Source organism: Rathayibacter sp. AY1D1, from assembly GCF_002932635.1.
Classification (GTDB): Bacteria; Actinomycetota; Actinomycetes; order Actinomycetales; family Microbacteriaceae; genus Rathayibacter.
The window spans coordinates 238,472-252,043 of record NZ_PSVY01000002.1; the positions used below are offsets into that span (position 1 = coordinate 238,472).

Consider the following 13,572-nt stretch of genomic DNA (forward strand, 5'->3'; position numbering starts at 1 on the left):
GAGATGCTCGCAGATGAGCGGAACCCCGAGAGCCGGTGGCGCGCGATGACCCGCACCGCGCGCCCCGGGGTCAGACGAGCTTCAGCTTCTTGCGGAGCGCCTGCACGTGCCCGGTCGCCCGGACGCCGTACTGCGCGAACTCGAGCGCTCCCTCGGCTCCGACGACGAACGTCGAGCGCAGCACGCCGACGACGGTCTTGCCGTAGAGGCTCTTCTCGCCCCACACCGCGTACGCGCGGTGCACGGTCATGTCGGGGTCGCTCAGCAGCGGGTACGCGATGCCCTGGGCGTCGGCCCAGCGGCGCAGCGCCTCCGGGGCGTCCCGCGAGATCCCGAGGACCTCGTAGCCGGAGTCGCGGAGGGACGCCGCGTTGTCGCGGAAGTCGCAGGCCTCCGTGGTGCAGCCGGGGGTGTCGGCCTCGGGGTAGAAGAACAGGATGACGCGCCGTCCGCGGTAGTCCGCGAGCGAGACGGGCTCGCCGTCCTGGTTCGGCAGCGTGAACTCCGGAGCGGAGTCGCCGGCGGCGCGGCGCGCCTCGGCGGGGAGGGGGGAGAGGTCGGTCATCGTCTGCTTCCGTCGGTCGTGGCGAAGGTGGTCAGGAGGCGCTGGAGCGAGTCGAGGCGCTCCGGTCCGCTGGCGCCCAGCAGTCCGCCCTCGACCGCCTCGATGATGGCGCAGTCGGGGGAGTCGGGCAGGTGCGTGCAGCCGCGCGGGCAGTCCCGGGCGATCACGGCGAGGGTCGTGAACGCGCCGAGGATGTTGTCGGTGTTCACGTGGCCGAGTCCGAACGAGCGGACGCCGGGGGTGTCGATGACCCAGCCGTGCCGGTCGCCGCGCTCCACGCGGAGCGAGACGGTGGAGGACGAGGTGTGCCGACCGCGGCCCGTCACGGTGTTCACGCGCCCGATGGCCCGGTGCGCGTCCGGGACGAGCTTGTTCACGAGGGTGGACTTGCCGACTCCGGAGTGCCCGACGACCACGGTCTCGTGGCCGAGGAGGGCGTCGGCGATCTCGTCGACCGGCGGCTCGTCCTGGCTCGAGAGGAACACGCGGAGGTCGAGCCCCTCGAAGTTGCGGAGGAACGGGGCCGGGTCCGCGAGGTCGGTCTTGGTGATGCAGAGCATCGGAGTGATCCCGGCGTCGAAGGCGGCGACCAGGTAGCGGTCGACCAGCCGGGTCCGGGGCTCGGGGTCGGCGGCGGCCACCACGCAGAGCATCTGGTCGGCGTTGGCGACGATCACGCGCTCGATCGCGTCGGTGTCGTCGGCGCTGCGGCGGAGGAGGGTCGACCGCTCGCGGATGCGGACGATGCGGGCGAGCGTCCCCTCGTCGCCGCTGGAGTCCCCGACCACGTCGACGCGGTCGCCGGCCACGATCGCCTGGCGCCGCAACTCGCGGGCCCGGGCCGCCGTGAACTCGTGCTCCTCGGGCGTCCCGTCGCCGATCATCACCGTGTAGCGACCCCGGTCGACGCCGAGCACCATCGCGATCTCGGCGTCCTCGTAGGCGGGCCTGTTCTTGGTCCGGGGCTTCGTGCCCTTCGGGTTCGGGCGCACCCGCGCGTCCGACTCGTCGTACCCGTCGAAGTCGTCGAGAGCACCGTCGGCGTCGAGGCCGCTGTCCGTCCACCACGACACGGGTCAGACCGATCCGGCGAGGGTCGTCCACAGCTCCGGGAACTGCGGGAGGGTCTTCGCTGTCGTCGCGACGTCCTCGATCAACACGCCGGGGACCACCAGGCCGATCAGAGCGCCGGCGTGGGCCATGCGATGGTCCGAGTAGGTGCGCCAGCGGCCGCCGTGGAGCTCGGCGGGCTCGATGCGCAGACCGTCCTCGAGCTCCGTGACCCGGCCGCCGAGGCCGGTGATCTCGGCGGCGAGGGCGGCGAGGCGGTCCGTCTCGTGGTGACGGATGTGGCCGATCCCGGTCAGGGTACTGGGAGTGGAGGCCAGCGCGGCGAGGGCGGCGAGGGCGGGGGCGAGCTCGCCTCCCTCCGACAGGTCGAGGTCCACGCCCAGGATCTCGTCGCCGCCCGTGACCACGAGGTCCTCGCCGTCGCGCTCGACGCGGGCGCCGAACAGCGGCAGTATCCGCTCGAGGTGCGCCCCGACCTGCGTGGTGACGGCCGGCCAGTGGCGAAGCCGGACGCGGCCGCCCGTGACGAGGGCCGCAGCGAGGAACGGCGCGGCGTTCGAGAGGTCGGGCTCGATCAGCACGTCGGCGCCGGCGATGGGCTGCGGCGCGACGGTCCACTCGCCGTCGGCGGGCGTGCCGACCTCGACGCCCCGTGCCGCCAGTGCGGCGACGGTCATGTCGATGTGGGGCCGGGAGGGGACGGCGCTGCCCTCATGGCGCAGGTGCAGTCCCTCCTCGAAGCGGGCGCCGGCCAGCAGGAGCGCCGAGACGAACTGGCTCGACCGCGAGGCGTCGACGACGACGTCGCCGCCCCGGACGGCCCCGGAGCCGTGGACGGTGAAGGGGAGCGCGCCGCGGCCGTCGTCGGCGACGTCGACGCCGAGCGCGCGGAGGGAGGCGATCGTCGCCCCCATCGGCCGCTTCGCCGCGTACGCGTCGCCGTCGAAGGTGGTGGGGCCGAGCGCGAGGCCGGCCAGCGGCGGGACGAAGCGCATCACGGTGCCCGCGAGCCCGCAGTCGATCGTCGTCGAGCCGAGCAGCTCCTCCGCGGGCTCCACGACCAGGTCGGCGCCGAAGCCGCCGGTCGAGCCGGACTCCCGGATCGTGGTGCCGAGCGAGCGCAGCGCCTCGATCATCAGGGCGCTGTCGCGGGAGTGCAGCGGCGCCCGCAGCGTGGAGGGTCCGTCCGCCAGAGCGGCGAGCACCAGCTCCCGGTTGGTCAGCGACTTGGAGCCGGGCAGGCCGACCTCGGCGTCGAGAGCGCCGGCCGCGAGGGGTGCGGGCCAGGCGTCGTCGCCGGGGAGCGCACGGGCGTCGCCGTACGGATCGAACTCGGGGGCGGAATAACGCGAGAAGACCATCGGTTGTCAGGATAGTCGGCGCGCAGGGCGTCGTCAGGAGCGTGACGGAGGCGGAGCATGACGGCAGCACCCCCGGTCCTCCGGAGCAGCAGGCCCGTCGCCCGGAGGCGCCCTCGTGCCGCAACCCCGGTCGTCCGCCGCGCCGCCGCTCTAGAATCGCTCGTGATGACTCGCGACGACGAACCCCGCACCACCCCCGCCGACGAGGCTCCCGAGCCCGCCGACGCGGAGCAGACGATCGTGGAGACCGTCGAGGAGTCGCTGGACGACGCCCCGGTCGAGGCTCCCGTCGATCTCCGCTCCCTCTTCGAGCAGCAGGCGCTGCCCTTCATCGACCAGCTCTACGCGGCCGGTCTGCGGATGACGAAGAACCCCTCCGACGCGCAGGACCTCGTACAGGAGACGTTCGCGAAGGCGTTCGGCGCGTTCCGCCAGTTCGAGCAGGGCACCAACCTGAAGGCCTGGCTCTACCGCATCCTCACGAACACGTTCATCAACTCGTACCGCAAGAAGCAGCGCGAGCCCTACCAGAGCGCGATCGACGAGCTCGAGGACTGGCAGCTGGGCGGCGCCGAGTCGACCACGGCCACCTCCAGCCGCTCGGCCGAGGCGGAGGCGATCGACCACCTCCCCGACACCGCGGTGAAGGAGGCGCTCCAGGCGATCCCGGAGGACTTCCGGCTCGCCGTCTACTTCGCCGATGTCGAAGGCTTCTCCTACCAGGAGATCGCGGACATCATGAAGACCCCCGTCGGGACCGTCATGAGTCGGCTGCACCGCGGCCGGCGCATGCTGCGCGAACGACTCACCGACTACGCACGCGAGCGCGGATTCCGCGCCGCATTCACTTCCGGGAGCACGAAATGACCGACAGCGGCTGCACGAAGGCGAAGGCCGAGCTCGAGGAATACCTCCACAACGAGCTGTGCAAGGAGGACGCCGCCGACATCCGCGAGCACATGGCGGGATGCGTCGACTGCGCCGATGAGGCGAAGGTCGGCGTGGTGCTGACGGTCGCCGTGCAGCGGGCCTGCAAGGAGACGGCGCCGGAGGACCTCCGCGCCCAGGTGCTCGGCATGCTCCGCGACGAGCACGCCGCGCACTCCCAGGCGCCCGCCCGCCTCTAGGCGCCTCACGACCCGGGGAGCCCCGGCCGTTCGAGACCTCCCGCGCACCGCGGGCCCTCGAAGGGCCGGGGCTCCGTCGTGTCCGGCGGCCTCCGGGCGCCGCGGCACCCGCACGTCGCGCGCGCTCCTGCCGGTCTCTGCGGGCCTGCGGTCAGGCACGGTCCGCCCGCAACGCGACGGGCCCGCCGGAACACGAGGTTCCGACGGGCCCGACCGCGTCGTGCGGACCGCGGGTCAGCGGGTGAGCGCCCGCGACAGCAGGTCGGCCTGCTCGGAGGCGTGCCGCTTGGCCGAGCCGGCCGCGGGGGAGGCCGCGGACGGCCGCGAGACCACGCGCATGGACCGGCCCAGCTTCGGAGCGACCTCGAGGGCCATGAACGGCCAGGCGCCCTGGTTCTCGGGCTCGTCCTGCACCCAGACGAGTTCCGCGTCCGGGTAGCGCTCGGCGATGCCGCGCAGCTCCTCGATCGGCGCCGGGTAGTACTGCTCGACCCGGACCAACGCGATGCCGTCGTCGGGCTTCTTCTCGAGCTCCGCCTTGAGGTCGTAGTGGACCTTGCCGGCGTGGAGCAGGACGCGCTTCACGGCGGAGGCGTCCTGGATCCGCGCGTCGTCGATCACCGGCTGGAAGCGGCCCGAGGTGAAGTCCTCGACCGGGCTCGAGGCTCCGCGCAGGCGCAGCATCGCCTTCGGGGTGAAGACGATCAGCGGGCGGCGGGGCCGGGAGTAGGCCTGGCGGCGCAGCAGGTGGAAGTAGGACGCCGGCGTCGACGGGCGCGCGACGGTCATGTTCCGCTCCGCGCACATCTGCAGGTAGCGCTCGATCCGCGCCGACGAGTGGTCGGGGCCCTGGCCCTCGTAGCCGTGCGGGAGCAGGAGCACGAGCGACGAGCGCTGGCCCCACTTCTGCTCGGCCGAGGAGATGAACTCGTCGATCACGATCTGGGCGCCGTTCGCGAAGTCGCCGAACTGCGCCTCCCACAGCACGAGCGAGTCGGGCCGCTCCACCGAGTAGCCGTACTCGAACGCCATCGCCGCGTACTCCGAGAGCAGCGAGTCGTAGATCCAGAGCCGGGCCTGCTGCTCGGACAGGTTCATCAGCGGCAGCCACTCCTGGCCGTTCTCGCGGTCGTGGAGGACAGCGTGGCGCTGGACGAAGGTCCCGCGGCGCGTGTCCTGGCCGACGAGGCGCACCGGGGTGTCCTCGAGCAGCAGCGAGCCGAGCGCGAGCAGCTCGCCGAAGGCCCAGTCGATGGAGCCGGAGCGGCTCATCTCCTGGCGCTTCGCCAGCAGCTGCTGGAGCTTGGGGTGCACGGTGAAGCCCTCGGGCGGCGTCGTGAACGCGTCGCCGATGCGGGTGACGACCTCGGTCTTCACGCCGGTCACCTCGGGCTCGCCCGGGTAGTCCTCGCCCTGCTGCGCGTCGGGCAGCTCGAGGTCGGCCACGGAGTCGCCGTCGGCGGTGATCACGGGGATCGCGCCGGTCTGCGCGGCGTGGGTCTCGGCGAACGCGCGCTCCAGGCGGTCCTGGAAGTCCTGGTGGGCGCGGTCGTACTCCTCCTCGGTGATGTCGCCGCGGCCGACGAGCGCCTCGGTGTACAGCTTGCGGACCGAGCGCTTGGCCTCGATCAGGCTGTACATCAGCGGCTGGGTCATCGAGGGGTCGTCGCCCTCGTTGTGCCCGCGCCGGCGGTAGCAGATCAGGTCGATGACCACGTCGCGGTGGAACCGCTGGCGGTACTCGAACGCGAGCTGCCCGACATGGACGACCGCCTCGGGGTCGTCGCCGTTCACGTGGAAGATCGGCGCCTGGATCGTCTTCGCGCCGTCGGTCGAGTAGATCGAGGTGCGGGCCTCGTGAGGGGGAGTCGTGAACCCGACCTGGTTGTTGATGTTGATGTGGATCGTGCCGCCGGTGCGGTACGCGCGCAGCTGCGACATCTGCAGGGTCTCGACCACCACGCCCTGACCCGCCATCGCGGCGTCGCCGTGCACGAGGATCGGCAGCGTGGTGAAGGTGCCGATGGGCTTGCGGTCCTGCTTGGCGCGGACGATGCCCTCGAGCACGCCGTTCACGGCCTCGAGGTGCGAGGGGTTCGCCGCCAGGTAGACCGGGATCTCCTCGCCCGCAGCACCGCGGAAGGTGCCCTCGGTGCCGAGGTGGTACTTCACGTCTCCGGAGCCCTGGACCGTGCGCGGGTCCTGGGTGCCCTCGAACTCGCGGAAGATCTGACCGTAGGTCTTGCCGGCGATGTTGGTCAGCACGTTCAGGCGGCCGCGGTGGGCCATGCCGATCGCCACCTCGTCGAGGTGCTCGTCGGCCGCGCCCTGCAGGACGGCGTCGAGCAACGCGATGAGCGACTCCCCGCCCTCGAGCGAGAAGCGCTTCTGGCCCACGTACTTGGTCTGCAGGAAGGTCTCGAAGGCCTCGGCCTCGTTGAGCTTGCCCAGGATGCGCAGCTGCTCGTCGTGGCCCGGCTTCTCGTAGCCGCGCTCGAGCTTCTGCTGCATCCAGGCGCGCTGCTCCGGGTCCTGGATGTGCATGTACTCGACGCCGACGGTGCGGCAGTACGAGTCGCGGAGGATCCCGAGGATGTCGCGCAGCTTGAGCTGGCGCTTGCCGCCGAAGCCGTCCGTGACGAACTCGCGGTCGAGGTCCCAGAAGGTGAGGCCGTGGCTCTCGATGGCGAGGTCGGGGTGCGAGCGCTGCACGTACTCCAGCGGGTCGACGTCGGCCATCAGGTGCCCGCGGACGCGGAACGAGTTGATGAGCTCCTGCACGCGGGCGGTCTTGGAGACGCGCTCGGCGAGGTCGACGGCGATGTCCGTGGACCAGTGGATCGGGTCGTAGGGGATGCGCAGCGCGGCGAAGATGTCCTCGTAGAACCCGCGGCCGCCGAGCAGGAGCTCGTGCACGATCTTGAGGAACTCGCCCGAGCCGGCACCCTGGATGACGCGGTGGTCGTAGGTCGAGGTCAGGGTGATGGTCTTGCCGATGCCCAGCTCGACCAGCGTCTTCTCGGACGCGCCCTGGAACTCCGCCGGGTACTCGAGGGCGCCGGCGCCGATGATGCAGCCCTGGCCCTTCATCAGGCGGGGGACGGAGTGGACCGTGCCGATGCCGCCGGGGTTCGTCAGCGAGAGCGTGGTGCCCGCGAAGTCGCCGGCGACGAGCTTGTTGCCGCGCGCGCGCTTGACCAGGTCCTCGTAGGCCGAGAGGTAGGCCGTGAAGCTGAGCGTGTCGGCGCGCTTGATGCTCGGCACGAGCAGGGCGCGCGTGCCGTCGGGCTTCGGCATGTCGATCGCGATGCCGAGGTTGACGTGCGCCGGGGCGACGACCGCGGGCTTGCCGTCGACCTCGTCGTAGAACACGTTCTGGCTCGGGAAGTCCTTGAGCGCGCGGATGAGCGCCCAGCCGATCAGGTGCGTGAACGAGACCTTGCCGCCGCGGGTGCGGCGCAGGTGGTTGTTGATGACGATGCGGTTGTCGATCATCAGCTTCGCCGGGATCGTGCGGACGCTCGTCGCGGTGGGGATGCTGAGGCTGGCGTCCATGTTGGTCGCGAGGCTCTTCGCCATGCCGCGGAGCGGGGTGACGACGTCCTCGTCCGGCGTCGAGTCCTCGGCGGAGGGCTTGCTCACCGGAGCGTCGGCCGGGATCGGCTGCGCCTTCGGCTGCTTCGACGTGGTGCGGGAGGCGGGGGTCGACTCGGAGGAGGAGGCCGCGGCGGGATGGGTCACGGCGCCTCCGCCGCTCGACGAGACGCGCTCGGCGGCAGCGGCGGGCTTCGAGGCGGCGGGCGCGGGGGCCGCGGCGGGAGCCGGAGCCGGAGCGTCCTTGCCGGAGTTCGCGAGCTGGGCGCCGTAGCGCTCCAGGATGGGCCACCAGGACTCGTCCACCGAGGCGCGGTCGGCGCTGTACTGCTCGTACAGCTCCTCCACGAGCCACTCGTTGGCTCCGAAGTCCTCCGCGCCCTGCTCTGTTCCTGCTCCGGTCAACTGGCTCGACACAGCCGATCGCCCACTCTCTCCGTTGATTCGTCCTCGATCATCCGGACGGGCCCGTCGCATCCCTCGGCGCCTGCCACCGCGGCGGAGGAGGTCGTCCTCGCACCAGCGGGAACCGGTGCCGTCGCCTGGTCCCGTCCCGGTCGCCAAGCCTAGCCCCGTTCCCTGCACGGCCGACCCGGGGCCGCGCCGGAGTAGCGTTTCCCCCATGCGTTTCTCCGGCGGAACACCCTCAGGCGACCTCACCTACTCGGACGTCTTCCTCGTCCCCGGCCGCTCGTCGGTGACGAGCCGCCTCGACGTCTCGCTCGCCCCGGGCGACGGCACCGGGGCGACGATCCCCGTCGTCTCCTCCAACATGAACTCGGTCACCGGTCAGCGCCTCGCAGCGACGCTCGCGCGCCGGGGCGGGCTCGGCGTCCTCCCGCAGGACATGCCTCTGCAGGCGCTGGACGCCGCGATCCGCTGGGTGAAGCGCCAGCCGGTCGCCTTCTCCGGCGCCCTCACCGCCTCGCCGGCGACGACCGTGGAGGAGGCGCTGCGCATCCTGCCGGCCGTCGCCGGCCACGGCTTCGTGGTGCAGGAGGAGGGCGGCGCGATCCTCGGCTGCGTCCCGGCCGCGCGCCTGGCGACCGCGCTGCCGGACGCGCGTCTGGGCGACCTGGTGCACTCCGCCACGCCCTCGATCGACGCCGACGACGTGCCCACCGCGCGGGCCGCCTTCGACCTCATGGTGGCCGCCGACCTCGACTTCGCCCCGGTGCTGCACCACGGCGCCCTGGTCGGCACGCTGTCGCGCACCGGCGCCCTCCGCTCCACCGTCTACGACCCGGCGCTCGACGCGGACGGGCGTCTGCGCGTCGCGGCGGCGATCGGCATCAACGGCGACGTCGAGGCGAAGGCGCGCGCGCTCGTCTCCGCGGGCGTCGACGTCCTCGTCCTCGACACCGCGCACGGCCACCAGGAGGGGATGCTCCGGGCGCTCCGGACGGTCTCCGCGCTCGATCTCGGAGTGCCGATCGCGGCGGGCAACGTCGTCACGGCCGACGCGGTGCACGACCTCGTCGACGCGGGAGCGGACATCCTCAAGGTCGGCGTCGGCCCCGGCGCGATGTGCACCACCCGGATGATGACCGCGGTCGGCCGCCCGCAGTTCTCGGCCGTCCTCGAGACGGCCGAGCGCGCGCACGAGCTGGGCGCCCACGTCTGGGCGGACGGCGGTGTGCGCTACCCGCGCGACGTCGCCCTCGCGCTGGCCGCGGGCGCCGCCTCCGTGATGATCGGCTCCTGGTTCGCCGGCACGATCGAGGCTCCGGGGGAGCTGCGCAGCGACGCGGCCGGCCGGGTCTACAAGGAGAGCTGGGGCATGGCCTCGGCCAAGGCGGTGCAGGAGCGCTTCGACCGCCTCGACGCCTACGAGCTCGCCCGCAAGCGCCTCTTCGCCGAGGGCATCTCCTCCTCCACCATCTACCTCGACCCGTTGCGGCCCTCGGTCGAGGACCTGCTCGACATGATCACCTCGGGGGTCCGCTCGTCCTTCACCTACGCCGGCGCCCGGAGCGTGGCCGACTTCCACGAGCGGGCGCACGTGGGCCTGCAGTCGGCCGCGGGCTACGAGGAGGGCAAGGCGCTGCCGGTCAGCTGGTGAGCGGGCGCCGCGTGCTAGAACCGAGCCCATGACCATCGTCGACAACGCCGTGTACGTCGACGGCCGCCGCATCCGGAACCCCGACTCGCTCGAGGACACCTTCGAGCTGATGCGCGACGAGCACGGCATGGCCTGGATCGGCCTCTACCGCCCGACGCGCGAGGAGGTCGAGGCGGTCGCCGAGGAGTTCGGGCTGCACCCGCTCGCCGTCGAGGACGCGCTCAGCGGGCACCAGCGGGCCAAGCTCGAGCGCTACGACGACGGGCTCTTCGTCGTGCTGCGGCCGGCGCGCTACGCGGACGCCGCCGAGACGGTCGTCTTCGGCGAGCTGCACGTCTTCGTCGGCCCCGACTTCGTGGTCACCATCCGGCACGCCGATTCCCCGGACCTCGCCCGCGTGCGCCGCCGCCTGGAGGAGGATCCGGCCCTTCTCGCCCGAGGGCCCGAAGCGGTGCTCTACGCGATCCTCGACCAGGTCGTCGACGAGTACGCGCCGGTGGTGTTCGGCGTCCAGGGCGACGTGGACGAGATCGAGGACCAGCTCTTCGGCGACGACTCGGACGACGGGCTCTCGGAGCGCATCTACCGGCTCTCGCGCGAGGTCATCCACTTCCAGCGCTCGGTGCAGCCGCTGACCGCCCTGCTGCACGAGCTGCTGCAGGAGTCGACGCCCGTGGAGGGGGAGCCCTCGCCCTCGCCGGAGCGGATCGAGCTGCGCCGGTCACTCCGCGACGTGCTCGACCACACCATCCGCGTGACGGAGGCGGTCGACTCCCTGCGCGCGATCCTCGACAAGGCGCTCACGGTGCACTCGACGCTCGTCTCGCGCCGGCAGACCGAGACCGGGCTCGCCCAGAACGACGTGGTCCGCAAGATCTCCTCGTGGGCGGCGATCCTCTTCGCCCCGACGCTCGTGGCCGGCATCTACGGGATGAACTTCGACGACATGCCGGAGCTGCACTGGCGCCTCGGCTACCCCTGGGCGCTGGGCCTGATGGTGCTGTTCGGCTTCGCGCTCTACGCGGTGTTCAAGCGGAAGAAGTGGCTCTGAGCCGCGGCATCGGAGCACGCCCGGCGGCGCTCCGCGGCGGGTAGACTCGGCGCCACAATGGACGACCCTCCCTCTGCGCATCCGGCCCGTTCCGCTCGCCGCCGTGCTCCTCGGACTCCCGCTCGACTCTCCGGTGCCGCCGCTCCGCCGGCCCGCACTGTCCGGCTCTCCTCGCACCACCCTCTCGTGACCGGGGGCGACCACCGTGGGAACTGAGTGGCTCCTCCTCGGCGTCGGCCTGCTGCTGACCCTGGGCACCGGCGTCTTCGTCGCCAGCGAGTTCGCGCTGGTGAACCTCGACCGGGCCGATCTCGAAGCCCGTCGCGACCGCGGCGAGACACGCCTGGGCATGACCATCGCGGCCCTGCGCGTCACCTCCACGCACCTCTCGAGCGCGCAGCTGGGCATCACCCTCACGACGCTGCTCACCGGCTACACGATGGAGCCCGCCCTCTCGACGCTGCTCCAGGAGCCGTTCAGCGGATTCGGCATCCCGGAGGAGGCGCTCGCGCCGGTCATGACGGTGGTCGCCATCGTCATCGCGACCCTGCTGTCGATGATCCTCGGCGAGCTGGTCCCCAAGAACTTCGCCCTCGCTCTGCCGCGGGCGACCGCGAAGCTCGTCGTGCCGCTGCAGACCGCGTTCACGACGGTGTTCCGCCCGGCCGTCGCCCTGCTGAACGGCAGCGCGAACGCCCTGCTGCGCCTGGTCGGCATCGAGCCGAAGGAGGAGCTCTCGGGCGCCCGCAGCGCCGAGGAGCTCTCGAGCCTCGTGCGCCACTCCGCCAGCGCCGGACTGCTCGAGGAGGACACGGCCGACCTGCTCGGGCGCACCCTCCGCTTCTCCGCCCTCACCGCGGGCGACGTGATGACGCCGCGCCTGCGCCTGTCGACGGTCGAGCGCGCGAGCACCGCGCAGGACGTGCTCGACCTCGCCCGAACCACCGGGTTCTCGCGCTTCCCGATCACGGACGACGACATCGACGACATCGTCGGAGTCGTGCACGTCAAGCAGGCCGTCGCCGTGCCCCGCGGCAAGAGGTCCGACGTCCCGGTCACGGCGCTGCGCTCCGAGCCGCTCCGCGTCCCCGAGACCATGAAGCTCGACGTGCTGCTCACCGAGCTGCGCGGACGCGGCTTCCAGCTCGCGGTCGTCGTCGACGAGTACGGCGGCACGGCGGGCGTCGCCACGCTCGAGGACCTGGTCGAGGAGCTGGTCGGCGAGGTCGCCGACGAGCACGACCGCTCCCGGGCCGACGTGGTCAAGCTCCCCGGCTCCACCACCTTCCCCGGCATGCTCCGCCCCGACGAGGTCCTCGACCGCGCCGGCGTGCACATCCCCGAGGAGGGGCCCTACGAGACGGTCGCCGGGTTCGTGATGAGCGAGCTCGGCCGCCTCCCCGCCGTCGGCGACCGGGTCGACGTCGAGGGCGGCTCGCTGCGCGTCGAGCGCCTGGACGGCCGCCGCATCGACCGCCTCCGCTTCACCCCCGACCCCGACGCGGATCCCGACGGGATCCCCGACCCGCTCGCCGACGTCGCCCGCGGACACCGCGGACGGAAGGAGTCCGACGATGAGTGACTGGGCCGGAATCGCCTGGCTCGTGGTGCTCCTCGCCGCGAACGCCTTCTTCGTCGGAGCGGAGTTCGCAGTCATCTCCGCGCGCCGCTCCCAGATCGAGCCCCTCGCGGAGAGCGGACGCCGCAGCGCGATCACCGCGCTCGCCGCGATGGAGCACGCCACACTGATGCTCGCGACCACGCAGCTGGGCATCACCGTCTGCTCGCTGCTGATCCTCAACGTGAGCGAGCCGGCGATCCACCACCTGCTCGAGGTGCCGCTGCACGCCGTCGGCATCCCCGACGAGCTCTCCGGCACCGTCGCCTTCGTCATCACGCTGCTGATCGTGTCGTTCCTGCACGTGGTGCTCGGCGAGATGGTCCCCAAGAACATCTCGTTCTCGATGCCCGACCGCGCCGTGCTCCTCCTGGCGCCGCCGCTCGTCGCCATCGCCCGGGTCCTCCGCCCGATCATCGTCGCCCTCAACGCGGTCTCGAACGGAGTGCTCCGCCTCTTCAAGGTGGAGCCCAAGGACGAGGCGAACAGCACCTTCACGCTCGAGGAGGTGCAGACGATCGTCGACCAGTCCACCCGCGAGGGCACGCTCCGCGACTCGACCGGGACCCTCCTCGCCGCGTTCGAGTTCACCGAGAAGAAGGTCCACGACGTCGCCCTGCCCCTCGACGGGATCGTCAGCCTCCCCAGCGGAGCGACTCCCGCCGACGTCGAGCGCGCCGTCGCCAAGCACGGCTTCTCGCGCTACGTGATCCTCGGCGAGGACGGCACCCCCGAGGGCTACATCCACCTCAAGGACGTCCTCGACCTCGACGGCGACACGGAGGGCGCCAAGTTCCGCCTCCCCGTCCCCGCCAAGCGCATCCGCCAGCTCGCCTCGATCTTCGAGGCCACCGACCTCGAGGACGCCCTCGCGATCATGCGGCGCACCGGCGCCCACCTCGCCCGGGCGTTCGACGAGCAGGGCCGCGCCACCGGAGTGCTGTTCCTCGAGGACATCATCGAGGAGCTCGTCGGCGAAGTCGACGACGCCACCCGCCGCTAGGCGCGGGCCGCGGAGGGGCCGTCTGCGGCGTTGTCGTCGGGCGCGATACCGCCGGTATCGCTTCCTCCTCCGCCTTGCATCCGACCCCTCCGCGGCCCGCGCCCGCGGGTGCTGGAGGAT

General features: G+C 72.0%; 10 protein-coding genes. 6 read left to right on the top strand and 4 right to left on the bottom strand.

The genetic code is table 11. From position 1 onward, the window contains the following. Positions 1-70 precede the first annotated feature (70 nt). The 3 genes from bcp to aroA are packed head-to-tail and all read right to left on the bottom strand — an operon-like array spanning position 71 to position 2,997. Complete coding sequence (gene bcp / locus C5C56_RS02795) at positions 71-565, bottom strand: thioredoxin-dependent thiol peroxidase (RefSeq protein WP_104319074.1); 495 nt, start codon at positions 563-565, stop codon at positions 71-73. Then, the gene (gene rsgA / locus C5C56_RS02800; RefSeq protein ID WP_104224119.1) at positions 562-1,638 is read right to left on the bottom strand and encodes a ribosome small subunit-dependent GTPase A; all 1,077 of its coding nucleotides are present in this window, start codon (positions 1,636-1,638) and stop codon (positions 562-564) included. Before rsgA ends, bcp begins: the two co-directional genes overlap by 4 nt. 3 nt (positions 1,639-1,641) lie before the next feature. Next, positions 1,642-2,997 carry a 3-phosphoshikimate 1-carboxyvinyltransferase gene (gene aroA / locus C5C56_RS02805; RefSeq protein WP_104309081.1) on the bottom strand — a complete coding sequence of 452 codons (1,356 nt, stop codon included), beginning with the start codon at positions 2,995-2,997 and terminating at the stop codon, positions 1,642-1,644. Positions 2,998-3,162: 165 nt separating this feature from the next. Between aroA and C5C56_RS02810 the strand changes: the two genes are divergently transcribed. Together C5C56_RS02810 and C5C56_RS02815 are read left to right on the top strand one after the other, a co-directional pair. Then, positions 3,163-3,864, top strand: coding sequence for a sigma-70 family RNA polymerase sigma factor (locus tag C5C56_RS02810; RefSeq protein ID WP_104224117.1), 702 nt, complete (start codon positions 3,163-3,165; stop codon positions 3,862-3,864). Then, on the top strand, positions 3,861-4,124 hold the full coding sequence (locus C5C56_RS02815) for a zf-HC2 domain-containing protein (RefSeq protein ID WP_104224116.1): 264 nt from the start codon (positions 3,861-3,863) through the stop codon (positions 4,122-4,124). Before C5C56_RS02810 ends, C5C56_RS02815 begins: the two co-directional genes overlap by 4 nt. Before the next feature lie 234 nt (positions 4,125-4,358). On the opposite strand, the gene C5C56_RS02820 is transcribed toward C5C56_RS02815, so the two are convergent. Then, positions 4,359-8,135: a multifunctional oxoglutarate decarboxylase/oxoglutarate dehydrogenase thiamine pyrophosphate-binding subunit/dihydrolipoyllysine-residue succinyltransferase subunit gene (locus tag C5C56_RS02820; protein ID WP_181068290.1), complete on the bottom strand. Its 3,777-nt coding sequence runs from the start codon at positions 8,133-8,135 to the stop codon at positions 4,359-4,361. Positions 8,136-8,340: 205 nt separating this feature from the next. Between C5C56_RS02820 and C5C56_RS02825 the strand changes: the two genes are divergently transcribed. The 4 genes from C5C56_RS02825 to C5C56_RS02840 all read left to right on the top strand — a co-directional run bounded on the left by C5C56_RS02825 (position 8,341) and on the right by C5C56_RS02840 (position 13,452). Then, positions 8,341-9,780, top strand: coding sequence for a GuaB1 family IMP dehydrogenase-related protein (locus C5C56_RS02825; RefSeq protein WP_104246650.1), 1,440 nt, complete (start codon positions 8,341-8,343; stop codon positions 9,778-9,780). 28 nt (positions 9,781-9,808) lie between these two features. Beyond that, positions 9,809-10,831, top strand: a complete 1,023-nt coding sequence (corA, locus tag C5C56_RS02830) for a magnesium/cobalt transporter CorA (RefSeq protein WP_104224113.1) — start codon at positions 9,809-9,811, stop codon at positions 10,829-10,831. A gap of 205 nt (positions 10,832-11,036) precedes the next feature. Beyond that, positions 11,037-12,413 carry a hemolysin family protein gene (locus C5C56_RS02835; protein ID WP_104224112.1) on the top strand — a complete coding sequence of 459 codons (1,377 nt, stop codon included), beginning with the start codon at positions 11,037-11,039 and terminating at the stop codon, positions 12,411-12,413. Next, a complete protein-coding gene (locus C5C56_RS02840) occupies positions 12,406-13,452 on the top strand; it encodes a hemolysin family protein (protein WP_104224111.1) in 1,047 nt (348 codons plus the stop codon). Before C5C56_RS02835 ends, C5C56_RS02840 begins: the two co-directional genes overlap by 8 nt. The last annotated feature ends 120 nt before the right edge of the window (positions 13,453-13,572 follow it).